The organism is Burkholderia metallica (genome assembly GCF_001718555.1).
Lineage (GTDB): Bacteria > Pseudomonadota > Gammaproteobacteria > Burkholderiales > Burkholderiaceae > Burkholderia > Burkholderia metallica.
Genome location: NZ_CP013401.1, coordinates 2,435,166 through 2,460,609, shown reverse-complemented (window position 1 = coordinate 2,460,609; position 25,444 = coordinate 2,435,166). Strand labels below are relative to the sequence as shown.

Annotated in this window: 22 protein-coding genes and 1 pseudogene; 17 read left to right on the top strand and 6 right to left on the bottom strand. The window is 65.5% G+C overall.

Going from position 1 to position 25,444, the window contains the following annotated elements; genetic code table 11:
• Positions 1-4 precede the first annotated feature (4 nt).
• The gene (fixJ, locus tag WJ16_RS11045; protein ID WP_006493245.1) at positions 5-643 is read right to left on the bottom strand and encodes an oxygen response regulator transcription factor FixJ; all 639 of its coding nucleotides are present in this window, start codon (positions 641-643) and stop codon (positions 5-7) included.
• Entirely contained in the window at positions 640-3,156 is a 2,517-nt protein-coding gene (fixL, locus tag WJ16_RS11040; RefSeq protein WP_069257082.1) for an oxygen sensor histidine kinase FixL, read from the bottom strand. The genes fixJ and fixL overlap by 4 nt, the downstream gene beginning before the upstream one ends.
• Here fixL and WJ16_RS35830 point away from each other — a divergent pair.
• From WJ16_RS35830 to lpdA, 4 genes and pseudogenes are all read left to right on the top strand, one after another.
• Positions 3,076-3,293: pseudogene (locus WJ16_RS35830) on the top strand (hypothetical protein); the annotation flags it as partial. The gene fixL and the pseudogene WJ16_RS35830 sit on opposite strands and share 81 nt — an antisense overlap.
• Positions 3,294-3,429: 136 nt before the next feature.
• Positions 3,430-6,126 carry a pyruvate dehydrogenase (acetyl-transferring), homodimeric type gene (gene aceE, locus WJ16_RS11035; RefSeq protein ID WP_069257081.1) on the top strand — a complete coding sequence of 899 codons (2,697 nt, stop codon included), beginning with the start codon at positions 3,430-3,432 and terminating at the stop codon, positions 6,124-6,126.
• Positions 6,127-6,195: 69 nt separating this feature from the next.
• Positions 6,196-7,842 (top strand): dihydrolipoyllysine-residue acetyltransferase, encoded by a 1,647-nt coding sequence (gene aceF, locus WJ16_RS11030; protein ID WP_069257080.1) that lies wholly within the window; start codon positions 6,196-6,198, stop codon positions 7,840-7,842.
• 275 nt (positions 7,843-8,117) lie between these two features.
• On the top strand, positions 8,118-9,884 hold the full coding sequence (lpdA, locus tag WJ16_RS11025) for a dihydrolipoyl dehydrogenase (protein WP_069257079.1): 1,767 nt from the start codon (positions 8,118-8,120) through the stop codon (positions 9,882-9,884).
• A gap of 203 nt (positions 9,885-10,087) precedes the next feature.
• Here the strand turns inward: lpdA and WJ16_RS11020 are convergent, their stop codons facing one another.
• Entirely contained in the window at positions 10,088-10,654 is a 567-nt protein-coding gene (locus WJ16_RS11020; protein WP_069257078.1) for a phasin family protein, read from the bottom strand.
• 655 nt (positions 10,655-11,309) lie between these two features.
• Between WJ16_RS11020 and pbpG the strand changes: the two genes are divergently transcribed.
• On the top strand, positions 11,310-12,479 hold the full coding sequence (pbpG, locus tag WJ16_RS11015; RefSeq protein ID WP_069257077.1) for a D-alanyl-D-alanine endopeptidase: 1,170 nt from the start codon (positions 11,310-11,312) through the stop codon (positions 12,477-12,479).
• A 93-nt stretch (positions 12,480-12,572) separates the two neighbouring features.
• Here pbpG and WJ16_RS11010 read toward each other — a convergent pair whose 3' ends face one another.
• Positions 12,573-13,382: an IclR family transcriptional regulator gene (locus WJ16_RS11010; protein WP_011352568.1), complete on the bottom strand. Its 810-nt coding sequence runs from the start codon at positions 13,380-13,382 to the stop codon at positions 12,573-12,575.
• Positions 13,383-13,565: 183 nt separating this feature from the next.
• On the opposite strand from WJ16_RS11010, the gene WJ16_RS11005 reads away from it, so the two are divergent.
• The 12 genes from WJ16_RS11005 (at position 13,566) to iscX (ending at position 22,691) form a co-directional block, all read left to right on the top strand.
• Positions 13,566-14,288 (top strand): (Fe-S)-binding protein, encoded by a 723-nt coding sequence (locus tag WJ16_RS11005; protein WP_069257076.1) that lies wholly within the window; start codon positions 13,566-13,568, stop codon positions 14,286-14,288.
• Between the two features lie 35 nt (positions 14,289-14,323).
• Entirely contained in the window at positions 14,324-15,736 is a 1,413-nt protein-coding gene (locus tag WJ16_RS11000) for a lactate utilization protein B (RefSeq protein WP_069257075.1), read from the top strand.
• Positions 15,737-15,865: 129 nt separating this feature from the next.
• The gene (locus WJ16_RS10995) at positions 15,866-16,093 is read left to right on the top strand and encodes a hypothetical protein (RefSeq protein ID WP_069257074.1); all 228 of its coding nucleotides are present in this window, start codon (positions 15,866-15,868) and stop codon (positions 16,091-16,093) included.
• Positions 16,094-16,194: 101 nt separating this feature from the next.
• The gene (locus WJ16_RS10990; RefSeq protein ID WP_069257073.1) at positions 16,195-16,677 is read left to right on the top strand and encodes a low molecular weight protein-tyrosine-phosphatase; all 483 of its coding nucleotides are present in this window, start codon (positions 16,195-16,197) and stop codon (positions 16,675-16,677) included.
• Between the two features lie 114 nt (positions 16,678-16,791).
• A complete protein-coding gene (gene iscR, locus WJ16_RS10985; RefSeq protein WP_009691731.1) occupies positions 16,792-17,331 on the top strand; it encodes a Fe-S cluster assembly transcriptional regulator IscR in 540 nt (179 codons plus the stop codon).
• A 64-nt stretch (positions 17,332-17,395) separates the two neighbouring features.
• Positions 17,396-18,619, top strand: coding sequence for an IscS subfamily cysteine desulfurase (locus tag WJ16_RS10980; RefSeq protein ID WP_069257072.1), 1,224 nt, complete (start codon positions 17,396-17,398; stop codon positions 18,617-18,619).
• Positions 18,620-18,687: 68 nt separating this feature from the next.
• Positions 18,688-19,095, top strand: coding sequence for a Fe-S cluster assembly scaffold IscU (gene iscU / locus WJ16_RS10975; protein ID WP_006481982.1), 408 nt, complete (start codon positions 18,688-18,690; stop codon positions 19,093-19,095).
• A 65-nt stretch (positions 19,096-19,160) separates the two neighbouring features.
• Positions 19,161-19,484, top strand: coding sequence for an iron-sulfur cluster assembly protein IscA (iscA, locus tag WJ16_RS10970; RefSeq protein ID WP_011885413.1), 324 nt, complete (start codon positions 19,161-19,163; stop codon positions 19,482-19,484).
• 97 nt (positions 19,485-19,581) lie between these two features.
• Positions 19,582-20,109: a Fe-S protein assembly co-chaperone HscB gene (gene hscB, locus WJ16_RS10965; RefSeq protein WP_011352560.1), complete on the top strand. Its 528-nt coding sequence runs from the start codon at positions 19,582-19,584 to the stop codon at positions 20,107-20,109.
• A gap of 54 nt (positions 20,110-20,163) precedes the next feature.
• Positions 20,164-22,032: a Fe-S protein assembly chaperone HscA gene (gene hscA, locus WJ16_RS10960; RefSeq protein WP_069257071.1), complete on the top strand. Its 1,869-nt coding sequence runs from the start codon at positions 20,164-20,166 to the stop codon at positions 22,030-22,032.
• An 88-nt stretch (positions 22,033-22,120) separates the two neighbouring features.
• Positions 22,121-22,462, top strand: a complete 342-nt coding sequence (gene fdx, locus WJ16_RS10955) for an ISC system 2Fe-2S type ferredoxin (protein WP_011352558.1) — start codon at positions 22,121-22,123, stop codon at positions 22,460-22,462.
• A 19-nt stretch (positions 22,463-22,481) separates the two neighbouring features.
• Complete coding sequence (gene iscX / locus WJ16_RS10950; RefSeq protein ID WP_069257070.1) at positions 22,482-22,691, top strand: Fe-S cluster assembly protein IscX; 210 nt, start codon at positions 22,482-22,484, stop codon at positions 22,689-22,691.
• 129 nt (positions 22,692-22,820) lie between these two features.
• Here the strand turns inward: iscX and WJ16_RS10945 are convergent, their stop codons facing one another.
• Complete coding sequence (locus WJ16_RS10945) at positions 22,821-23,558, bottom strand: glycine zipper 2TM domain-containing protein (RefSeq protein ID WP_069257069.1); 738 nt, start codon at positions 23,556-23,558, stop codon at positions 22,821-22,823.
• A gap of 346 nt (positions 23,559-23,904) precedes the next feature.
• Positions 23,905-25,431: a lysine--tRNA ligase gene (lysS, locus tag WJ16_RS10940; protein ID WP_069257068.1), complete on the bottom strand. Its 1,527-nt coding sequence runs from the start codon at positions 25,429-25,431 to the stop codon at positions 23,905-23,907.
• Positions 25,432-25,444 lie beyond the last annotated feature (13 nt).

Sequence of the window (25,444 nt, the reverse complement as noted above, 5' to 3'; positions counted from 1 at the left end):
CGTTTCAGGCCTGCTTCTTCGACAGCGCGAGGCGCAGCAGGTCGGCCACCGTGTTGACGTTGAGCTTTTCCATGATGTTCGCGCGGTGCGCTTCGACCGTCTTGATGCTGATGCCGAGATCGTCGGCGATCTGCTTGTTCAGGCGGCCCGCGATGATCCGCTCGAGCACCTGCTGCTCGCGCGCGGTCAGCTTCGACAGGCGTTCGCTCGCGGCACGCTGTTCCTGAACGCTCTTGCTTTCGCTTCGGGCCTTGTCGAGCATCCGCTCGACGAGCTTGCGCAGCTCGGCCTCGTCGAACGGTTTCTCGATAAAGTCCATCGCACCCTTTTTCATCGTCGACACGGCCATCGGCACGTCGCCGTGACCGGTGACGAAGATGATCGGCAGCGCGGCATTGTCGGCAATCAGGCGCTCCTGCAGTTCGAGGCCGCTCATGCCCGACATCCGGACGTCGAGGATCAGGCATGCGATCTGGCCGGCCTGCTGGGCGGGCTGGTAGGCATCGAGGAACTGCTCGGCGCTCGAGAAGCATTGAACGCGATAGCCGTTCGCCTCCAGCAGCCAGCGCAGCGAGTCCCGTACGGCCTCGTCGTCGTCGACGACAAAGACGGTTTCCTGAGTGGTGGTGACAGGGCTATTCATAGTTCTCCCGTAACGGTATGTGATGCCGATGCCTCGCGCCCCCCTTGGCCGAGATCAGCGGGTTCCCCAATGGGCAGGCTGCAGTGGAACGTCGCGCCGGAGATGCGGCCATCCGGCTCGACGTTGTTGACCACCCACAGACGCCCCCGATGCGATTCGATGATCGAACGGCAGATGTTCAGCCCCATGCCCATCCCGTCGGACTTGGTGCTGTAAAACGGTTCGAACAGGCGCTCGGCGGTCGCTTCGTCGACGCCCGGGCCCTGGTCGATCACGCGGATGTCGACGAAGCCCGCGTCGATGTCGGCGACGACGCGGATCACGCCGTCCGCCGACACCGGCTTCACGTCGGCCATTGCTTCGGCCGCGTTCTTCATCAGGTTCACGAGCACCTGCTCGATCAGTACAGGGTCGACATAAATAATAGGCATTCTTGCGAGGATTTCCGTGACGATCCGGATCCTGCGCTTCCTGGCCTCGATTTCGGCGAGCCCGACCGCGTCGGCGACGATGTCCGCGACCCGCGCCGGCTGGCGCTTCGGCTCGCTGCGCTTCACGAATTCGCGGATCCGCTTGACGATCATCCCCGCGCGCAGCGCCTGCTGCGCGGTCTTTTCCAGCGCGGGCTGCAGCGTCTCGGGCGTGCCGCGGCCGCTCTTCACCAGCGCGAGCGTGCCCGAGCAATAGTTGTTGATCGCGGCAAGCGGCTGGTTCAATTCGTGAGCAATCGACGACGCCATTTCACCCATCGTCATCAATCGGCTCGTGAACTGCAGCTTCTCTTCCTGCTGGTGCGCGAGTTCCTGCGCCTTCTTGCGGGTCGTGATGTCGGTCGCGATCTGCATCTGCGCGAGGTGGCCGTCCACCCACTGGATGTACTGGCGGCGCACCTCGAACCACTTCTGGATGCTTTCGACGTATACCTCCTGCGCGTCCGCCGTGCTGCTCGTCAGCGCGGCGGCCGGCAGGCCCGCGAACGCGTCGACCATGTCGATCGAGTCGGACGAGGCCTGCGCGCGGTCGAAGCCGCCGCCGGACAGTTCGAGATGGCCGTCCGGACGAATGCCGAACAGGTGGCGGTAGTAGCGGTTCGCGAACAGCAACTCGGCTTCGTCGGCGGCCAGTACCGACACCGCGGCGTCGAGGCTTTCGAGCACCGTCGTGAAGCGCTCGTGCGCGGCCGCGAGTTCCTCGCGCGCGCGCTTCGGCTCGGTGATGTCGGTCATCGACGACATCCAGCCGGTCTGGCGGCCCGAGCTGTCGATCAGCGGCGACACGTACAGGCGCGCATGGAACAGCGTGCCGTTCTTGCGCCGCACGCGCAGCTCGAAGCCCGAGCTCGGCGCCTTGCCGCGCAGCGTCATGTCGAGCTGGCGCTGCATTTCCGGGTACGCGTCGCGCGGCCAGTACGGGAACGGCGCCACCTTGCCGACGAGGTCGGTTTCGTCCCAGCCCGTCATCCGGCAGAACGCCGGGTTCACGTGCGTGATACGGCCGTGCATGTCGAGCACGCGCATGCCGATCAGCACCGAATTCTCCATCGCGCGGCGGAAGAACGCTTCCGCGTACAGCGCCTGCTGCGCCTCGAAGCGCTGGCGCGTGTGCTTCCACAGGCTCCAGAGGCTCCACAGCACGAAGCACGACAGGCCCGCGACGAGCCACACGAGCGTGTTGTTGGTCAGGTTCGTGAGCTGCGGGAATGCGTAGACGCGCACGGTCAGCCCCTGGCCGGGCGGGTCGAGCGGCAGGTCGTAGTGCGAGTCGCGCGGCAGGCGCGGGCGGGTGGACGTGGACGACAGCTCGCGGTTGTTCGCGTCGGTGATCGAGATCTTGTACTTCGACGACAGTTCCTGCGGGATGTCGTGCTTCAGGATGCCTTCGACCGAGAACACCGCGGCGATCGAGCCGAGGTACTCGCGATCGCCGCGCATCACGGGCGTCTGCAGCGTGATGAAGCCGTTGCCGAAGTCGTCGTAGATCAGCGGCGAATAGGCCTGGCGGCGCGTGCTGCGCGCCTCGTCGTAGGCGCCGCGCACGGCGTCCTGCAGCTGCGCGTCGCCGGGCTTCGCGAGCCGCTGGCCGAGCAGCGGCGGATGCACGGCCGGCCAGCGCTGCACGCCGGGCGACGTATACCAGTTCAGGTAGAGGATTTCCGGATGCGTTTGCATGACGTCCGCGACGGCCATCTGGAATGCATTCTGGTCGAGGCGGCCCGACGCGAGATCGCGCGACAGCGCCTGCAGCTGTTCCTGCGCGCCCGTCATCGACAGGCGGATCTGCTGCTGCGCCCACGCGACGTTACGAAAGAGGGTGTCTTCCTGCTGCTGCTGTTCGCGGCGATTGAGGCTCCACAGGATGAGGCTCATCACCACCAGGAACACGAGGATCGACAGCAGCGGCGTCAGCAAATAGGAATTGGACCACCACGGTCCGTGGTGCCAACGGGACGGCTGCGACTCCGCCGGCGGGCCCGACGGTCGCGCCGAGCGTGCGAAAAGCCGATCGGTCAACATGGCAGGATTGTAGCGCAGCGCAATACATGGAAAACCTATACCGGATATGTTGAACGGAAACGGATTTGTTCTGCGCAGACGCGCCGCGGAGCCCCGAAACATGGGTGCGGCGCAGCAATATTTCGCATTGCGAGAAAAGATCTCACAATTCGAAAATTTTGTTGCGCAGCCCCGCGCACGCTCATTACAATCCGTCGGAGCTTGCCCGCAGCCGGTCGCGTCGCGTCGTCTGCATGAGAGCGATCCTCACATTCCAGGACCCAGGAGACGAGAATGTCCGCTGTACCGAACGAAGTGATGAAATATGTCGCCGCCGAACATGACGACGACCCGCAAGAAACCGTCGAGTGGCTCGAGTCGCTCGATGGCGTGATCTCCTCCGTGGGCACCGGCCGCGCGCACTACCTGATCGAAAAGCAGATCGAGTTCGCCCGCATGCACGGCGAACACCTGCCGTTCTCCGCCAATACCCCGTACATCAACACGATCCCGGTCGCCGCGCAGGCGAAGATCCCGGGCGACCAGGACATCGAGCACCGCATCCGTTCGTACACGCGCTGGAACGCGCTGGCGATGGTGCTGCGCGCAGGCAAGGACACGAACGTCGGCGGCCACATCGCGTCGTTCGCGTCCGCCGCGACGCTCTACGACGTCGGCTACAACCACTTCTGGCACGCAGCGTCCGACCAGCACGGCGGCGATCTCGTGTTCGTGCAGGGCCACTCGTCGCCGGGCGTGTACTCGCGCGCGTTCCTGCTTGGCCGCCTGACGGAAGAGCAGCTCGACAACTTCCGCCAGGAAGTCGACGGCAACGGCATTTCGTCGTACCCGCACCCGTGGCTGATGCCGGACTTCTGGCAGTTCCCGACCGTGTCGATGGGCCTCGGCCCGATCATGGCGATCTACCAGGCCCGCTTCATGAAGTACCTGCAGGCGCGCGGCATCGCGAAGACGGAAGGCCGCAAGGTGTGGGCATTCCTCGGCGACGGCGAGACGGACGAGCCGGAATCGCTCGGCGCGATCGGGATGGCGAGCCGCGAGAAGCTCGACAACCTCGTGTTCGTGATCAACTGCAACCTGCAGCGTCTCGACGGCCCGGTGCGCGGCAACGGCAAGATCATCCAGGAACTCGAATCGGAGTTCCGCGGCGCCGGCTGGAACGTGATCAAGGTCATCTGGGGCAGCCGCTGGGATGCGCTGTTCGCACGCGACAAGACGGGCGCGCTGATGCGCCGCATGATGGAAGTCGTCGACGGCGAATACCAGACGTACAAGTCGGAGTCGGGCGCGTTCGTGCGCGAGCACTTCTTCAACACGCCTGAACTGAAGGCGCTCGTCGCCGACTGGTCGGACGACGACATCTGGGCGCTGAACCGCGGCGGCCACGATCCGCACAAGATCTACGCGGCCTTCCACGAAGCCAGCAACACGAAGGGCGCGCCGACCGTCATCCTCGCGAAGACCATCAAGGGCTACGGGATGGGCGAGTCGGGCCAGGCGATGAACATCACGCACCAGCAGAAGAAGCTGCCGGTCGAGCAACTGAAGAAGTTCCGTGACCAGTTCCGCCTGCCGATCACCGACGAGCAGATCGCCGACGTGCCGTACCTGAAGTTCGACGAAGGTTCGAAGGAGCTCGAATACATGCGCCAGAAGCGCATGGACCTCGGCGGCTACCTGCCGCATCGCCGCGAGAAGGCGACGTCGCTGCCGGTGCCGGCGCTCGACGCGTTCGAGCCGCTGCTGAAGGGCACGGGCGAAGGCCGCGAGATCTCGACGACGATGTCGTTCGTGCGGATCCTGAACATCCTGCTGAAGGACAAGGCGCTCGGCAAGCGCATCGTGCCGATCGTCCCGGACGAGTCGCGTACGTTCGGCATGGAAGGCCTGTTCCGCCAGATTGGTATCTGGAACCAGGAGGGTCAGAAGTACGTGCCGGAAGATTCCGACCAGTTGATGTTCTACAAGGAATCGGAAACCGGCCAGATCCTGCAGGAAGGCATCAACGAAGCGGGCGGCATGTGCGACTGGATCGCGGCGGCGACGTCGTATTCGACGCACGGCGAGATCATGGTGCCGTTCTACATCTTCTATTCGATGTTCGGCTTCCAGCGGATCGGCGACCTCGCATGGGCCGCGGGCGACATGCGTTCGCGCGGCTTCCTGCTCGGCGGCACCGCGGGCCGCACGACGCTGAACGGCGAAGGCCTGCAGCACGAAGACGGCCACTCGCTCCTGTGGGCGGCGTCGGTGCCGAACTGCGTGAGCTACGACCCGACGTTCGGCTACGAACTGGCCGTGATCGTCCAGGACGGCCTGCGCCGCATGGTGCAGGACCAGGAAGACGTGTACTACTACATCACGGTGATGAACGAGAACTACGAGCACCCGGCGATTCCGCAGGGCGAGCACGTGGCGGCCGACATCATCAAGGGCATGTACGCGTTCAGGAAGGCCGACGCCGACAAGAAGGCGCCGCGTGTGCAACTGCTCGGCGCGGGCACGATCTTCAACGAAGTGATCGCCGCCGCCGACCTGCTGAAGAACGACTGGGGCGTCGCCGCCGACCTGTGGAGCGTGCCGAGCTTCACCGAACTCGCGCGCGAAGGTCACCAGGTCGAGCGCTGGAACCTGCTCCATCCGACCGAGGAGCGTCGTCTGTCGCACGTGCAGAAGTGCCTGAAGGACACGCAGGGCCCGGTCATCGCGTCGACCGACTACGTCCGCGCGCTGGTCGACCAGATCCGCGGCCAGGTCGATCGCCGCTTCGTCGTGCTGGGCACGGACGGCTTCGGCCGCTCGGATACCCGCGAGAAGCTGCGTCACTTCTTTGAAGTCGACCGTCACTGGGTCACCGTCGCCGCGCTCAACGCGCTGGCCGACGAGGGCACGATCGAGCGCAAGGTGGTCGCGGACGCGATCGCCAAGTACAACCTCGATCCGTCGAAGCCCAACCCGATGACCGTTTAACGCACACGCCGTGTGATGCCGCGCGCCGCGCCCGCAAGGGTGCGCGCGCGGCCATGGAGACAGAAACAGATGAGTCAAGCGATCGAAGTGAAGGTGCCGGACATCGGCGATTACAAGGACGTGCCGGTGATCGAGATCGGCGTGAAGGTCGGCGATACCGTCGAACCCGAGCAGTCGCTCGTCACGCTCGAATCCGACAAGGCGACGATGGACGTGCCGAGCCCGGTGGCGGGCGTCGTGAAGGAAATCAAGGTCAAGGTGGGCGATTCCGTGTCGGAAGGCTCGCTGATCATCCTGCTCGAAGGCGGTGGCGCGGCGCAGGCGAACGGCGCGGCAGCGCCCGCCGCTGCACCGGCTCCGGCCGCAGCGCCGGCACCGGCTGCTGCTGCACCGGCGGCCGCACCGGCAGCAGCCGGCGGCACGCTCGAAGTGAAGGTCCCCGACATCGGCGACTACAAGGACGTGCCGGTGATCGAGATCGGCGTGAAGGTCGGCGACACGGTCGAGAAGGAGCAGTCGCTCGTCACGCTCGAATCGGACAAGGCGACGATGGACGTGCCGAGTCCGGCCGCCGGCGTCGTGAAGGACATCAAGGTCAAGGTCGGCGATTCGGTATCGGAAGGCACGCTGATCGTGCTGCTCGAAGCCGCAGGCGCACCGGCTGCCGCACCGCAGGCGAGCGCACCGGCTCCGGCCGCTGCCGCCCCGGCGGCGCCCGCCGCTGCACCGGCACCCGCGAAGGCCGCACCGGCCCCGGCTGCTGCGGCACCGGCCGCCGCATCGTCGGGCGAGTACCGCGCGAGCCACGCGTCGCCGTCGGTGCGCAAGTTCGCACGCGAACTCGGCGTCGAAGTCGCACGCGTGCAGGGTTCGGGTCCGAAGGGCCGTATTACGAAGGAAGACGTCACGGCCTTCGTGAAGGGCGTGATGACCGGCCAGCGCGCAGCGCCGGCCGTGGCAACCGCGCCGGCAGGCGGCGGCGAGCTGAACCTGCTGCCGTGGCCGAAGGTCGACTTCTCGAAGTTCGGCCCGTTCGAGGCGAAGCCGCTGTCGCGCATCAAGAAGATCTCGGGCGCGAACCTGCATCGCAACTGGGTGATGATCCCGCACGTCACGAACAACGACGAAGCGGACATCACCGAGCTCGAAGCGCTGCGCGTCCAGCTGAACAAGGAACACGAGAAGGCGGGCGTGAAGTTCACGATGCTCGCGTTCGTGATCAAGGCGGTCGTTGCCGCGCTGAAGAAATTCCCGACCTTCAACGCGAGCCTTGACGGCGACAACCTGGTGTTCAAGCAGTACTACCACATCGGTTTTGCCGCGGATACGCCGAACGGTCTCGTCGTGCCGGTGATCCGCGATGCGGACAAGAAGGGCCTCGTCGATATCGCGAAGGAAATGGCCGAGCTGTCGAAGGCCGCACGCGACGGCAAGCTGAAGCCGGACCAGATGCAAGGCGGCTGCTTCTCGATCTCGTCGCTCGGCGGGATCGGCGGCACGAACTTCACGCCGATCATCAACGCGCCGGAAGTGGCGATCCTCGGGTTGTCGCGCGGGCAGATGAAGCCGGTGTGGGACGGCAAGCAGTTCGTGCCGCGTCTGACGCTGCCGTTGTCGCTGTCGTATGACCATCGTGTCATCGATGGCGCGGAAGCCGCGCGGTTCAATGCGTATCTCGGGGCGTTGCTCGGGGATTTCCGTCGCATCGTTCTTTGATGAGCAGAGGGGCTCGCGGGGGCGTGGGTTTTCTGTCGGTCATCCACGCCTCGTCGTTGAACTTGCTTTCTTGACGGTCTGCCAGCGTCGCCCCTGCGCGGGGCGGCGGTCACTTTTCTTTGTCTTCCAAAGAAAAGTAACCAAAAGAAAGGCGCGTCCTTGGGCGGACGGCAAAGGTGGTCCTGCCCAGCATCGCGTTCTCCTGTCAGGCCGGAGTCGGGTTCTTCCGCGGGTTTTCCTCCCTCTTTCAGCAGCCAAACAAGAAGGGGACGTACATGAGTCTCATCGAAGTCAAGGTTCCGGATATCGGCGATTTCAGCGGCGTCGATGTCATCGAAGTCAACGTGAAGCCGGGCGACGTGATCGAAAAAGAGCAAACGCTCATCACGCTCGAATCCGATAAAGCCTCCATGGAAGTGCCCAGCGACGTCGCCGGCACGGTCAAGGAAATCAAGGTCAAAGCCGGCGAGAAAGTCTCGCAAGGCACCGTCATCGCCATCGTCGAAGCAGCGGCAGGCGACGCCGCACCCGCGAAAGCTCCTGAGGCAGCGAAACCCGCGGCCGCTGCGCCGGCACCGGCCGCAGCCGCTCCGGCACCCGCGCCGCAAGCCGGCAGCTATGCCGGCGCCGCCGACATCGAGTGTGACATGCTCGTGCTCGGCGCCGGCCCCGGCGGCTATTCGGCCGCGTTCCGCGCCGCCGACCTCGGCATGAAGACGGTGCTCGTCGAACGCTACCCGACACTCGGCGGCGTGTGCCTGAACGTCGGCTGCATCCCGTCGAAGGCGCTGCTGCACACGTCGCTCGTCGTCGAGGAAGCCGCGGCGCTCGCGTCGCACGGCATCACGTTCGGCAAGCCGGAAGTCGATCTCGACAAGCTGCGCGACTTCAAGGGCGGCGTCGTCAAGAAGCTGACGACGGGCCTCGCCGGTATGGCCAAGGCACGCAAGGTCGAAGTGGTCACGGGCGTCGGCGCATTCGTCGATCCGTTCCACATGGAAGTGCAGGGCGAAAACGGCAAGAAGGTCGTCAAGTTCAAGCAGGCAATCATCGCCGCGGGTTCGCAGGCCGTGAAGCTGCCGTTCATGCCGGAAGACCCGCGCGTCGTCGATTCGACCGGCGCACTCGAACTGCGTCAGTTGCCCAAGCGCATGCTCGTGATCGGCGGCGGCATCATCGGCCTCGAAATGGCAACCGTGTACTCGACGCTCGGCGCCGAGATCGACGTGGTCGAAATGATGGACGGCCTGATGATGGGCGCCGACCGCGATCTCGTGAAGGTCTGGGAAAAGTACAACGCGAAGCGCTTCGGCAACGTGATGCTGAAGACCAAGACGGTCGGCGCGGAAGCGAAGGAAGACGGCATCTACGTGAAGTTCGAGGGCGAGAAGGCGCCGGCGGAAGCGCAGCGCTACGACCTCGTGCTCGTCGCGGTGGGCCGCAGCCCGAACGGCAAGAAGATCGGTGCGGACAAGGCCGGCGTCGCGGTCACGGATCGCGGCTTTATCGACGTCGACAAGCAGATGCGCACGAACGTCCCGCACATCTTCGCGATCGGCGACGTCGTCGGCCAGCCGATGCTCGCGCACAAGGCCGTGCATGAAGGCCACGTCGCAGCGGAAGCCGCGCACGGCGAGAAGGCGTACTTCGACGCGCTGCAGATCCCGTCGGTCGCATACACCGATCCGGAAGTGGCGTGGGCCGGCAAGACGGAAGACCAGTGCAAGGCCGAAGGCATCAAGTACGGCAAGGCCGTGTTCCCGTGGGCAGCGTCGGGCCGTGCGATCGCGAACGGTCGCGACGAAGGCTTCACGAAGCTGATCTTCGACGAGGAAACCCATCGCGTGATCGGCGGCGGCATCGTCGGCCTGAACGCGGGCGACCTGATCAGCGAAGTGTGCCTCGCCGTCGAGATGGGCGCGGACGCGGAAGACATCGGCAAGACGATCCATCCGCACCCGACGCTCGGCGAGTCGGTCGGCATGGCCGCCGAACTGTACGAAGGCGTCTGTACGGACCTGCCGCCGCAACGCAAGAAGTAACGCGACCGGCACGGCCGGCCATGAGCCGGCCCAAAAAAAACGCCGCCGCCCGGGCAATCCGGGCGGCGGCGTTTTCTTTTGTCCGCGTGTCGGCGGCGGCCGGCGCTGCGATCGACGAACGATGGTTCGAGCGCGACCGGCTGCTGCGGCGCCGGAAAAGAAAAAGCCGCGCTGGGCGCGGCTCTTTCAGGAGCAGGTGGCGCTTACGCGGCCGGCTTGCTCGTACGGCGTGCAGCAGCGGCAGAAGCAGCCTTCGTTGCGACGGCAGCCGCCGCGTTGAAGTTCGTTTCAGCGATTTCGACCGCTTGCTTCGTGGCCTTCTGAACCGTTTCGTACGTGGTGTTCGCAGCGTTCAGCGCCGACTTCAGTGCGGCGACGGCCGTTTCCGAACCGGCCGGAGCGTTCTTCGCGACGTTGTCGACGAGCGCCTGGACCTTCTTGTTCTGTTCGTCGAATTGCGCTTCGGCAACCTTCGCGAACTCGGCTTGCGTCGACGACGCGATTTCATACAGGTGACGGCCGTACGACAGCACCTTTTCCGCGACCGGCTGCGACAGGCTGGCTTGCAGGGCGATCAGTTCCTGTGCGTCCTTCACCGACAGCAGACGCTGTGCGTTTTCCTGGCCTTCGGCCAGCGTCGACTTCACGACCTGCAGGTTGAGTTCGATCAGCTTTTCGACGCCTTCGAACGCCTTGGTCGTCAGACCGAACAGGCTTTCGAGGTTGGCTTTCTGGGCGGCGGCGATTTGCTCGGGGGTCAGCAAGGACATGTCAAGCTCCTGAAAAGCGATCGCGTCGATCGCAGGATAAAGGGCACTACACTGGGGAACCTCGGATGCGCGTGCTTTGTGCAACGCAGCAATGAGGCCTATTTTAGGGCAGAGAAAGCCAATGTCAAGTATTTTTTGTGCGTTGCACAATTGCGACAAATTATCGATAAAACAACGAGTTATCGTGTCCGTCCGGAATCGGTTTCAGGCGTGATCCCACATGGTGCGCACGCGCGCGGGGCAGGCCCGGCGCACCATGATCATGCGCAGGTAAACCTGACAGGCCCGTGGAACGTTATCCTTCTGTTCCTGTCGAAAAGCGCGCCGTTTCGATGCGCGTACCGTAGTGGCGTGCCGTCGCCACGGCCGAGACCGGCGCCACTGGCACCCCGAGCGCCGGATACGTAGTTTCCCCGCTTTAAATCGCCTCCGAAGTGACGTTATCTCAATTAACCGTGTGGTAATCGGGAGACGGGCGCTGTCGGGCAGCGCGTCCCATGCATTTTTTCGATGGGAGCGGGAGGGTTCATTGGTCAGCAGGTTGGCCGACCCTTACATTCCGGTTTAACGACGATCGGTAAGTGCCTAATATTGCTCTTTTTTTCAGCTTTAACTACACTTGCGGAAACCTCCCGCCCGCTTTGTCCAGACCCCAATGAAAGCCGAATCGTTTTCACCGCGCAGATTGTTGCAGAGCATGACGCTCGGCACGGCTGTGTCGGTCGCAGTCGCGCTGCTGGCGACCACCGCGTCCGTCGCACCCGCTGACGCCTTTGCCGCCACTGCGAAGACCCAACAAGCCGCCAAGAAAAAGGCTGTCGCTCCTGCTTCGTCCGCGAAGAAGAAGTCGGCCAAGGCCAGCTCCGAGAAATCCGCGAAGGTCGCCGCGGCCGATGCGCCGCGTGCGAAGGCGTCGCGCAAGCGCGTGACGCTCGCGGCGAACAGCGTGCACGGCGGCCATCGCGGCGCGGTACGCAAGGTCGCGTTCCAGCCGCGCCGGCCGACCGTCGGTCAGGCCTTCGGCCTGCACGACACGCCGGACGCGCTCGCGCTGCGTTCGAGTGTCGCGTACGTCGTCGACCAGAACTCGGGCGAGCCGCTGTTCGACAAGAATTCGCACGCGGTCGTGCCGATCGCGTCGATCTCGAAGCTGATGACGGCGATGGTCGTGCTCGATTCGAAGTCGCCGATGACCGACCAGCTCGAAGTCACCGACGAAGACCGCGACTACGAGAAGGGCACGGGCTCGCGCCTGTCGGTCGGCTCGGTGCTGTCGCGCGAAGACATGCTGCATATCGCGCTGATGGCGTCGGAAAACCGCGCGGCCGCCGCGCTGTCGCGTTACTACCCGGGCGGCCGTCCGGCGTTCATCGCCGCGATGAACGCGAAGGCGAAGTCGCTCGGCATGACCGATACGCACTTCGAGAATTCGACGGGCCTGTCGAGCTCGAACGTGTCGAGCGCGCGCGACCTCGTGAAGATGGTCAATGCGGCATATCAGTACCCGATGATTCGCCAGTTCTCGACCGATCGCACCTACGAGGTGTATACGGGCAAGCGCAACCTGATCTACAACAGCACGAACGCGCTGATCCGCGGCAACGGCTCGTGGGACATTGGTCTGCAGAAGACGGGCTTCATCAACGAAGCGGGTGAATGCCTCGTGATGCAGGCGACGATCCACGGCCGTCCGATGGTGATGGTCCTGCTCGATTCGTTCGGCAAGTATTCGCGCTTTGCCGATGCGGCGCGCCTGCGCAACTGGCTCGACGCCGGCGGCGGCGAGCGCCTGACGGCGGCCAACACGCCGAGCGGCGGCACCTGATCACAGCTGGCGCGGCGGTTCGCCGCCGCGCCGACGGCGGAAAAAAAGCCCCGCAATCGCGGGGCTTTGTCATTTCGGGGGCGGGCAACGGGCTTACGCCTGCCGCTGCAGCCCGTCCGTATCCTTCGTGGGCGCCGGCCGGTAGCCGAGCGATTCCGAAATGGTGAGGGCCGTGCGGCTCAACTGGCCGAGCCACGCATCCTGCAGGCGATCGGCCGGCGCCGACAGCGACAGGCCCGCGACGAGCTTGCCCGAATCGTCGTAGATGCCTGCCGCGATACACCGCACGCCGAGCTCCAGCTCCTCGTTGTCGCGTGCGCACGATTGCTGGCGGACGATCGTCAGCTCGCGCTCGAGCTTCGCGATGTCGGTGATGCTGTTCTGCGTATGGCCGGACAGCCCCGTGCGCGTCGCATAGGCGCGCACGCGCGACGTTTCGTCGGCCGCGAGGAACAGCTTGCCGACCGACGTGAGGTGCAGCGGCGCGCGGCCGCCGATGGCCCGGACGACCTGCATCCCCGAGCGCTCGGAATACGCACGCTCGATGTAGACGATCTCGTCGCCCTGGCGCACCGACAGGTTCACGGTCTGCCCGGTGAGGCGGTGCAGCTCGCGCATCGGCATCAGCGCCGCGTCGCGTACCGACAGGCGCGCTTTCACCAGGTTGCCGAGTTCCAGCAGCCGCATGCCGAGCCGGTACGTGCCGGGATCGGAGCGGTCGACCAGACGGCAGGTCACCATGTCGTTGAGGATGCGGTGCGCGGTCGACGGATGCAGCTCCGTGCGCTGCGCAAGCTCCTTCAGGCTGACGGGGTCGCTGTGCGCGGCGAGCGCGTCCAGCAACCGCATCATGCGTTCGATCACCTGGATCGACGTTTTTGAATCCGGGGTGGGTTGGCTCATGTCGGGGGAGAAATCGGTTGACGCGTCAAGCGGTGTGGCAACGATTGTATCTCGTATTGTGAAAAAAGCGAACGCCGTTCGAGGGAATCCTCGTTTCGCGCCATGCGGGCTTGCGCAAGCGCCGGCGTTGGTCTTGCCGGCCAAACGGCGGATAATGAGATCCGTTTTCTCGAAGGAGCACGTATGCGAGTCGGTTTGTTCGTGACCTGCCTGGTCGATCTGATGCGCCCGGAAATCGGCTTTTCGGCGCTCAAGCTGATTCGCGACGCCGGTTACGAGGTGTTCGTGCCGCCCGCGCAAACCTGCTGCGGCCAGCCGGCCTACAACTCCGGCGAGCGCGCGCTCGCGCGCGATCTCGCGGAAAAGACGCTGCGCGAGTTCGAGCAGTTCGATTACGTCGTCGCGCCGTCGGGTTCGTGCGGCGGGATGATCCGCGCGCACTACGGCGACCTGTTCCGCGACGACCCCGAACTGATGGGGCGCTACACGCGGTTCCAGCAGAAAGTCTACGAACTGACCGATTTCCTGGCGAACGTCGCGAAGGTGTCGCTCGCGCCGGGCGAATTCACGGGGCCCGTCACCTACCACGATTCGTGCTCGGGCCTGCGCGAGCTCGGCGTGAAGGCGCAGCCGCGCACGCTGCTCGCGCAGCGCGGCGTCGCGGTGACCGAGATGAAGGACTGCGAGCACTGCTGCGGCTTCGGCGGCACGTTCGCGATCAAGTACGGCGACATTTCGGCGGCCATCGCGGACGAGAAATGCGCGAACGTGCGCGCGTCGGGCACGGGCGCCGTCGTGCTCGGCGATCTCGGCTGCATGCTGAACATCGAAGGGCGGTTGCGCCGTACCGGCGACCGCGACACGCGCGTGCTGCACGTCGCGCAGGTGCTGGCGGGCGACGTCTGACGCCCGGTTCCGCTCACATTTCCCCCGATACCGCGATGCAAGTCCAATCGATGCATTTCAAGGCGCGCGCCGGCCAGAAGCTCGCCGACCAGCGCCTGCAGCAGAACCTGAAGAAGCTGTCGACGAAGTTCGTGTCCGCGCGCGCCGACGCGATGACCGCAATCGACTTCCCGGCCACGCGCGCCGCGCTGAAGGCGCGCCGCAACCGCGCGCTGGAGAACCTCGACGGTTGGCTCGAGGCGTTCGAGCGCGAGGCGACGCGGCGCGGCACGACGGTGCTGTTCGCCGAAACGACCGCGGATGCCGCCCGGCTCGTGGCCGACATCGCGCGCCGGCACGATGTGAAGAAGGTCATCAAGACCAAGTCGATGGTGTCGGAGGAAATGCGCCTGAACGCGGTGCTGGCGGAAATGGGCGTGCAGTCGATCGAGACGGATCTCGGCGAATACATCCTGCAGATCAACGACAACGAGCCGCCGAGCCACATCATTGCGCCCGTCGTGCACAAGGACAAGGACGAGATCGCCGACCTGTTCGCGCGCACGCACCATCGCGAGCGGCTCACCGAGATTCCGGACATGACGCGCGAGGCGCGCGAGGTGCTGCGACCGCATTTCATGTCGGCCGACATGGGCGTGACCGGCGGCAATTTCGTGATCGCCGAGACGGGCTCGGTCGCGATCGTGACGAACGAAGGCAACGAGGGGATGTGCACGGTGATGCCGCGCGTGCACGTCGCGGTGACGGGCATCGAGAAGGTGCTGCCGACGCTCGAGGATCTCGCGACCGCGATGCGCCTGCTGCCGCGCTCCGCGACCGGGCAGACGACGTCGAACTATTTCTCGCTGCTGACCGGGCCGCGCGGGCCGGGCGACGAGGACGGTCCCGAGCACAACTACGTGGTGCTCGTCGACGGCGGCCGCACCGGGCTGCTCGGCGGCGAATTCCAGGAGATGCTGCGCTGCATCCGCTGCGGCGCATGCATGAATCATTGCCCGGTGTACCAGAAGGTCGGCGGCCATGCGTACGGCTGGGTCTACCCGGGACCGATGGGATCGGTGCTGACGCCGAGCTACGTCGGGCTCGACCGCGCGCTCGATCTGCCGCAGGCCGCGACGCTGTGCGGAGAATGCGACAGCGTGTGCCCGGTCGGGATTCCGTTGTCGCACCTGCTGCGCACGCTGCGCGAGAAGCAGGTCGAGCGGCATCTGCGGCCGTGGCGCGAGCGCGCGGCGCTCGCCGCATGGGGTTTCGTCGCGCGGCGGCCGACGCTGTACGCGCTGACGACCAAGCTCGCGGTGCGCGTGCTGGAGCGGCTGGGCGGCAACGGCGGCACGCTGCGGCGCCTGCCGATGATGGGCGGCTGGATGGACACGCGCGACATGCCGACGCCGACCGGGCGCACGTTCCGCGAACTGTACGCGGCCTCGCAAAGCCACCTCGGCTGACCACTGTTCATCCGGCGACAACAGTGCGTTCGCTATTTGCATATTTATCTCGATAGGTGCGGTCTATAGAATCCTGTCTGTAGTCCCCGGAATTGGGTTTCGGGGTACGAGGTCAAGGAGGTCCGCATCATGAAAAAGACAATATCGATGTACTGGCCGCTGGCAATCGTCGTTCCGCTAGCCGCGGCAGCCTATCTGCATACGATGGCCGATGCGCCGTCGCGTAGCCCGCTGGCGGTTCACCAGGCATCCGCCGAGCTGGCGCGTGCGGTGTCGTTCGGGCTCGTCGACGACGCGGCGAAACCGCTGCCGGCGGCATCGGGCGACGTCGTGCTCGCCGCGCCGAAGGCGCTGTGAGGCAGGGCGCGGTCGCTTTGCGCGACGGCGCGATTTCGGCCGCCTTTGTATAATGGCGTGTTCTTCTCCCACGCGGTTCGCCGCGGCATTCCGTTAGTGCGATGACCCGCGTTTCGATCTGTTTCGTCTGCCTCGGCAACATCTGCCGTTCGCCCACCGCGGAAGGCGTGATGCGTCACCAGGTCGACGCGGCCGCGCTGGCGGACCGGATCGCGATCGATTCGGCCGGCACCGGCGACTGGCACGTGGGCGAGCCGCCCGATACGCGTGCGCAGGCTGCCGCGCTCGGGCGCGGCTACGATCTGTCGGCGCTGCGCGCACGGCAGGTGAGTGCGGCGGATTTCGAGCGCTTCGACCTGCTGCTCGCGATGGACGCGGCGAATCTCGCGGAGTTGCGCCGCCGCTGTCCGCCGCAGTATCGCGACAAGGTCCGCCTGCTGATGGAATTCGCGCCGGATTCGACCGAAACCGAAGTGGCCGATCCGTATTTTGGCGGCGCGCAGGGCTTCGAGCAGGTGCTCGATCAGATCGAGCGCGCGTGCGCGGGCCTGCTGGACGCGCTCCGGGCCCGCACGGAGCGCTGATCGCACGGAATTCAGCGGTCTGCGAATACCCTTTCAAAGACATGGATACTTGACTAAAAACGTCAAATATTTATACTTGACAAAAATCGTCAAGATTGCAGTCCCCTAGACACCATGAGACTCACCACCAAAGGCCGTTTCGCCGTCACGGCGATGATTGACTTGGCACTGCGCCAGGAGCAGGGCCCGGTGACGCTTGCAGGCATCAGCCAGCGCCAGCGGATTTCGCTTTCGTATCTCGAACAGCTGTTCGGCAAGCTGCGCAGGCATGAAATCGTCGAATCCGTGCGCGGCCCGGGCGGCGGCTACAACCTCGCGCGTCGCGCGCAGGACGTCACCGTTGCCGACATCATCATCGCGGTCGATGAACCGCTCGACGCCACGCAGTGCGGCGGCAAAGGCACGTGCGACGGCTCGAAGCAGCCCGACGGCCATTGCATGACGCATGAGCTCTGGTCGACGCTGAACCAGAAGATGGTCGAATACCTCGACTCCGTGTCGCTGCAGGATCTCGTCGATCAGCAGCGCGCGCGTGAGGGCGCCCCCGCGGTGCTGCGCGACCGGCGCACGCCGGAGCCCGTCGCGGCACCGGCCGAGCCGGTGCGCACGATGCCGCTCGGCCCCAATTCGGTGTTCAACATCGCGAGTTCGTGAGCGCGAACGCGCACGCCCTACCCATAACGCACATAGTCCCTGCACAGAATTCCCGGAGCGACAGATGACCCAAGACACTCTCCACCTGCCCATCTACATGGATTACAGCGCGACGACGCCCGTCGATCCGCGCGTGGTCGACAAGATGGTGCCGTACCTGCGCGAGCAGTTCGGCAACCCGGCGTCGCGCAGCCACGCTTACGGCTGGGACGCGGAGCGTGCGGTCGAGGAAGCGCGCGAGCAGGTCGCCGCGCTGGTGAACGCGGATCCGCGCGAAATCATCTGGACGTCCGGCGCAACGGAATCGGACAACCTCGCGATCAAGGGCGCCGCGAACTTCTACAAGGGCAAGGGCAAGCACATCGTCACGGTGAAGACCGAGCACAAGGCCGTGCTCGACACCTGCCGCGAGCTCGAGCGCGACGGCTTCGAAGTGACTTACCTCGACGTGAAGGACGACGGCCTGATCGACCTCGACGTGTTCAAGGCCGCGCTGCGCCCGGACACGATCCTCGTGTCGGTGATGCACGTGAACAACGAGATCGGCGTGATCCAGGACATCGAGGCGATCGGTGAGATCTGCCGCGAGAAGGGCATCGTGTTCCACGTCGACGCCGCGCAGTCGACCGGCAAGGTCGGGATCGATCTCGCGAAGCTGAAGGTCGACCTGATGTCGTTCTCCGCACACAAGACCTACGGCCCGAAGGGCATCGGCGCGCTGTACGTGCGCCGCAAGCCGCGCGTGCGCATCGAAGCGCAGATGCACGGCGGCGGTCACGAGCGCGGCATGCGCTCGGGCACGCTGCCGACGCACCAGATCGTCGGCATGGGCGAAGCGTTCCGCATCGCCCGCGAAGAAATGGCGACGGAAAACGAGCGCGTGCGCATGCTGCGCGACAAGCTGCTGCGCGGCCTGTCGCAGATCGAGGAAACGTACGTGAACGGCGACATGGAGCGCCGTGTCCCGCACAACCTCAACATCAGTTTCAACTTCGTCGAAGGCGAGTCGCTGATCATGGCGATCAAGGACGTCGCGGTGTCGTCGGGTTCCGCATGCACGTCGGCGTCGCTGGAGCCGTCGTACGTGCTGCGCGCGCTCGGCCGCAACGACGAACTGGCGCACAGCTCGATCCGCTTCACGGTCGGCCGCTTCACGACGGAGCAGGAAGTCGACTTCGTGATCAACCTGCTGAACAGCAAGATCGCGAAACTGCGCGAACTGTCGCCGCTCTGGGAAATGCACCAGGAAGGCATCGATCTGTCGACGATCGAATGGGCCGCACACTGAGCGCCGGATTGAACATACCCGCGGGCGGATTCGCGCACGCAGACGTAACGAGTCAAGGAGTCTGAGTCATGTCTTACAGCAACAAGGTTCTGGATCACTACGAAAACCCGCGCAACGTCGGTTCGTTCGCGAAGGACGACGACACGGTCGGCACGGGCATGGTCGGCGCGCCGGCCTGCGGCGACGTGATGAAGCTGCAGATCCGCGTCGGCGCGGACGGCGTGATCGAAGACGCGAAGTTCAAGACCTACGGTTGCGGTTCGGCGATCGCGTCGAGCTCGCTCGTCACCGAATGGGTGAAGGGCAAGACGCTCGACGAAGCACTGTCGATCAAGAACACGCAGATCGCCGAAGAACTCGCGCTGCCGCCGGTAAAGATTCACTGCTCGATCCTCGCGGAAGACGCGATCAAGGCAGCCGTGGCCGACTACAAGAAGCGTCACGACACCAAGGAAGGCGATCAGGCAGCGGCCTGAGCGGCATCGAGCACGTGAGTGAAGGAACGCGGCGGGCCCCGGTGGCGCGTCGCGGCAAGGACATCATGGCAATTACACTGACCGAAAAAGCAGCACAGCACGTCCAGAAATACCTTGTCCGTCGCGGCAAGGGGGTGGGCCTGCGGCTCGGCGTTCGCACGACCGGGTGCTCGGGGCTCGCGTACAAGCTCGAGTATGTCGACGAGCTGGCTCCCGAGGATCAGGTGTTCGAGAGCCATGGCGTGAAGGTCGTCGTCGATCCGAAGAGCCTGGCCTACATCGACGGCACCGAGCTCGACTTCGCACGTGAAGGCCTGAACGAAGGGTTCAAGTTCAACAACCCGAACGTGAAGGACGAGTGCGGCTGCGGCGAATCGTTCCGCGTGTGACCACGCGGGTCTCCGCGCGATGCGGGCAAGAGGCGGCGCGGGCCGCCTTTTTAATGTGCGGCGTTTGCCGCGCGACGAACCGGAATTGAACGCGACGATGGTTTCGCTGAAAGACAGCCACTTCGACCTCTTTCACCTGCCGGCGCAATTCGCGCTCGACGAGACGGTGCTCGACGCCGCCTATCGGACGGTGCAGACGCAAGTGCATCCGGACCGCTTCGCGGCGGCCGGCGACGCGCAGAAGCGCATCGCGATGCAATGGGCAACCCGTGCGAACGAGGCGTATCGCACGCTGCGCGATCCGTTGAAGCGCGCGTCGTATCTGCTGTCGCTGCGCGGCGTCGACATCGGCGCGGAAAACAACACCGCGATGGAGCCCGCATTCCTGATGCAGCAGATGGAGTGGCGCGAGGGCATCGAGGATGCCGCGGCCGCCCGCAACGTCGACGCGCTCGACGCGCTGCTCGCCGAGCTGCGCGAAGAGCGGCGCGTGCGCGTGGAGCGCCTCGGCACGCTGCTCGACAGCGGCGCCGATCAGGCGGCGGCCGAGGCCGTGCGCCAGTTGATGTTCATCGAACGGGTCGCGTCGGAAGTGGGCGCGCAGATCGAGCGCCTCGAAACTTAACCGCGTGCCTCGCGGCACGCGCAGCAAACGGGCCGAGCGCCCGAACGAACCAAGATGGCTTTACTGCAAATTTCCGAACCGGGCATGGCGCCGGCGCCGCATCAGCGGCGACTCGCCGTCGGGATCGATCTCGGCACGACGAACTCCCTCGTCGCGGCCGTGCGCAACAGCGTGCCCGAAGTCCTGCCGGACGAAGCGGGCCGCGTGCTGCTGCCGTCGGTAGTCCGTTATCTCGAGAAGGGCGGCCGCCGTATCGGCCATGAGGCGAAAGAGCAGGCCGCGACCGATCCGCGCAACACGATCGTGTCGGTCAAGCGCTTCATGGGCCGTGGCAAGGCCGAAGTCGAAGGCGCGGCGAATGCGCCGTACGAGTTCGTCGACGCGCCGGGCATGGTGCAGATCCGCACCATCGACGGCGTGAAGAGCCCGGTCGAAGTGTCGGCCGAGATTCTCGCGACGCTGCGGTATCGCGCGGAAGATTCGCTCGGCGACGACCTGGTCGGCGCGGTGATCACGGTGCCCGCGTATTTCGACGAAGCCCAGCGCCAGGCGACCAAGGATGCGGCGCGCCTCGCGGGCCTCAACGTGCTGCGCCTGCTGAACGAACCGACCGCCGCGGCGATTGCCTATGGTCTGGACAACGGGGCCGAAGGTCTCTATGCGGTGTACGACCTCGGCGGCGGCACGTTCGACCTGTCGATCCTGAAGCTGACGAAGGGCGTGTTCGAAGTGCTGGCCGCGGGCGGCGATTCCGCGCTCGGCGGCGACGATTTCGACCATGTGCTGTTCGACCACGTGCTCGAGCAGGCCGGCATCGACGTGAAGACGCTGGCACCCGAAGACGTGCGCCTGTTGCTCGACCGCGTGCGCGTGCTGAAAGAAGCGCTGTCGTCCGCGCCGCAGGCGTCGCTCGATGTCACGCTGTCGGGCGGCGCGCACCTCGTGCAGACGATCTCGCACGACACGTTCGCGTCGCTCGTCGAACCGCTCGTGCAGCGCACGCTCACGCCGACCCGCAAGGCGCTGCGCGACGCGCAGGTCACGCCGGCCGACATCAAGGGCGTCGTGCTCGTCGGCGGCGCGACGCGCATGCCGGTGATCCGCGACGCGGTCGCGAAATATTTCGGCCAGCCGCCGCTCGTGAACCTCGATCCGGACCAGGTCGTCGCGCTCGGCGCAGCGATCCAGGCCGACCTGCTCGCAGGCAATCGCGGCACCGGCGACGACTGGCTGCTGCTCGACGTGATTCCGCTGTCGCTCGGTGTCGAGACGATGGGCGGTCTCGTCGAGAAGATCATTCCGCGCAACTCGACGATTCCGATCGCACGTGCGCAGGAATTCACGACCTTCAAGGACGGCCAGACCGCGATGGCGATTCACGTCGTGCAGGGCGAGCGCGAGCTCGTCGCCGACTGCCGGTCGCTCGCGCGTTTCGAGCTGCGCGGTATTCCGCCGATGACGGCCGGCGCGGCACGGATTCGCGTGACGTACCAGGTCGACGCGGATGGTCTGCTGTCGGTGTTCGCCCGCGAACAGCTGTCGGGCGTCGAGGCGTCGGTCGTCGTGAAGCCGTCGTACGGCCTCGCCGACGACGACATCGCGAAGATGCTCGAGGACAGCTTCAAGACCGCTGAAATCGACATGCGTGCGCGCGCGTTGCGCGAAGCACAGGTCGAGGCCGAGCGGATGCTCGAGGCGACGCAGGCCGCGCTGGCGGCCGACGGCGAACTGCTCGATGCGAACGAGCGCACGCAGATCGACGCGCTGGCCGCGGCGTTGCGCGCGGTGGCGCAGGGCGACGATACGAACGCGATCGAAGCGGCGACCAAGGCACTGGCCGACGGCACCGACGAATTCGCGGCGCGCCGGATGGACAAGAGCATCAAGCGCGCGCTGTCGGGCCGCCGGCTCGACGAGATCTGAACTCACGAACTGCGCATCGGCCGGCAACGGCCTGCGCGACAATCAACCGTGCGGCGCCGCGCGCCGCACCCTGACTGACGGAACGGACATGCCTCAACTGGTGGTGCTGCCTCACGTCGAACTGTGCCCGGACGGCGCAGTGATCGACGCGACGCCCGGCAAGAGTATCTGCGACAACCTGCTCGAACACGGAATCGAGATCGAGCACGCATGCGAGAAGTCGTGCGCATGCACGACGTGCCACGTGGTGATCCGCGAGGGCTTCAACGATCTGACGCCGTCCGAGGAGGACGAGGACGATCTGCTGGACAAGGCGTGGGGCCTCGAGCCGACGTCGCGCCTGTCGTGCCAGGCGATCGTGAAGGAAGATTCGGACCTGGTGGTCGAGATTCCGAAATACTCGATCAACCACGCGAAAGAAAACCACTGACCGGAACCGGAGGCAGGCGATGAAATGGACCGATTCGCGTGAAATAGCCATTGCGCTGGCGGACAAGCACCCGGACATCGACCCGCAGCGGATCAACTTCGTCGACCTGCGCCAGTGGGTGCTCGAACTCGACGGCTTCAACGACGATCCGTCGCACTCCGGCGAGAAGATCCTCGAGGCGATCCAGGCCCACTGGATCGACGAATCGGACTTCGACGACGAGGACTGAACACCGGACGCGCCGTTATCGCGCATTCGGGCAGCAATAAAAAACGGCTCGTGAGCAAGCGCTCGCGAGCCGTTTTTCATGTTCGGGCCGCTGCCCGCGCGGATGACGCGGGCAGGGGGTGCCGCACGATCACGCGCCGACCAGCGTCCCGTTCTCGATCCGCACGCGCTGGCCCTGGCCGAACGGCGGCTGCTGGTTGCGGTACGTGAACGTGCGCGTCGCGCCGCTCTCCATCTGGACCTGCACCTGATAGTCGGTTTCCGCGCGCACCTGTTTTTCGACCTGGTTGCCGGCGAGGCCGCCACCCAGTGCGCCGATGATCGTCATCGCGGTGCGGCCGTTGCCGTGGCCGAACTGGTTGCCCAGCAGGCCGCCTGCTGCTGCGCCGCCGACCGCGCCGATGCCCGAGCTCTGGCCGGCCGTGCGGATCGGCGTGATCGCGACGACCGTACCGCAGCTCTGGCAGTAGGTCTGCGCGGGTACCGACGGCTGCTGCGCGTATTGCGGCGGCTGCGGCGCCGTGGTGTGACGGCGGTGCGGCGCAGCCGGACGCGGCGCGGGCTTCGGCTCGGCCTGCGCGACGGCGGCCTTCTCCTTCTGCTGCGCGGCGGCCTGTTCGGCAGCCTGCTGCTGGGCCTGCGCGGCGAGTGCTGCGCTGGCGGCCGCGGCCGTATCGACGGCCGGCTGCGACGCGATCAGCGCGGCTTGAGTCTGGCCGCTCTGTGCATTGCTGCTGCTGGCCTTCGGGAAGATGCCGGTGATCGCTGCCGTCGCCGCGAGGCTGGCGACGATGACGGCGCCGGCGGCGGTGGCGATCAGCGGGTGGAGGCGTTGCTTTTGCGGCGTGGTCTGATTCTGGTTGTCCATTTTTTTCTCCGATGTCGATCCGGATCGGCACGTCGGCGCCGGGCCGGATCCCACGCTCGGGATCGAGCAGACTTGGCGTTCCTGCGCCGCGTTCTGGTCCCGTGGTCATGCGTGGTGACGCAACAGGAGTGTCGTCCAGCGGCACGGAGCGCGTCGTATCAAGGTGTAACGAATTGCAGCGGCGCGCGCGCGTTCACGGCAGGGAAAACCCGGAGAAGGCCGTCGCGACGGGGAAATGAAACGGGGGAGGATCGAAAGCCGGCGAGCGCCGGCGGGCGGGATTTACGCGTCGTTACAAAGCCGACGCGTGCGCGCCACGGCGGCGGCGCACACGCGGGCGCTGCGGTCAGTCTTCGCGGCGCAGATGCGGGAACAGCAGCACGTCGCGGATCGTCGGGCTGTCGGTCAGCAGCATCACGAGACGGTCGATACCGATCCCGCAGCCGCCGGTCGGAGGCATCCCGTATTCGAGCGCGCGGATGTAGTCGGCGTCGAAGAACATCGCTTCCTCGTCACCCGCATCCTTCTGTTCGACCTGTTTCTTGAAGCGCGCAGCCTGATCTTCCGGATCGTTCAACTCCGAGAAGCCGTTCGCGATTTCACGACCGGTCATGAACAGCTCGAACCGCTCGGTGATGCCCGGCACCGTATCCGATGCGCGTGCGAGCGGCGACACCTCGACCGGGTAGTCGATGATGAACGTCGGTTCCCACAGCTGCGCTTCGGCCGTTTCCTCGAACAGCGCGAGCTGCAGCGCGCCGATGCCTGCGTTCAGGAACGCCGGCTGCGACACGTCGACGCCGAAGCGCTTCAGTTCGGTGCGCAGGAAGGCGTCGTCCGACAGTTGGCCGTCGGTGTAGCCCGGCGCGTACTTCTGGATCGCCTGCGTGATCGTCAGCCGATGGAACGGCTTCGCGAGATCGAGCTCGCGGCCCTGATACTGGATCGTCGCGGTGCCGAGCGCATCGATCGCCGCCTGGCGGATCAGTTGCTCGGTGAAGTCCATCAGCCAGCGGTAGTCGGTGTACGCGGCGTAGAACTCCATCATCGTGAATTCCGGGTTGTGACGCGGCGACACGCCTTCGTTCCGGAAATTACGGTTGATTTCGAACACGCGCTCGAAGCCGCCGACGATCAGGCGCTTCAGGTACAGCTCCGGCGCGATGCGCAGGAACATCTGCATGTCGAGCGCGTTGTGGTGCGTGACGAACGGCTTCGCGGCCGCGCCGCCCGGGATCGGGTGCAGCATCGGCGTCTCGACTTCCATGAACTCGGCGTTGTCCATGAACTTGCGGATCGACGCGATCGTCTTCGTGCGGGCGCGGAACGTGTCGCGCGTTTCCGGCGTGACGATCAGGTCGACATAGCGCTGGCGGTAGCGCATTTCCTGGTCCGACAGCCCGTGGAACTTGTCCGGCAGCGGGCGCAGCGCCTTCGACAGCAGGCGCAGTTCCTTGCACTGGACCGACAGTTCGCCCTTGTTGGTGCGAAACAGCACGCCGCGCGCGGCGACGATGTCGCCGAGGTCCCACTTCTTGAATGCGTCGTAGGTTTCCGTGCCGACGTCGTTCGGCGTCACGAAGAACTGGATCTGGCCCGAACCGTCCTGCACCGTCGCGAAGCTGGCCTTGCCCATCACGCGCTTGAGCATCATGCGGCCGGCCACCGACACCTCGACCGGGTTCGCTTCGAGCGCGGCCTTGTCCGACTCGGCGAATTTCGCCTGCAGGTCGGCTGCATGGTGCTCGGGGCGGAAATCGTTCGGGTAGGCGACGCCTTGCTCGCGCAGGGCGCGCAGCTTCTCGCGGCGCTCGGCGATGATCTGGTTTTCGTCCGCGGTGACGGCGGGCTGCGTTTGGGTCGGTTCGGTCATGATGGTCGGAATT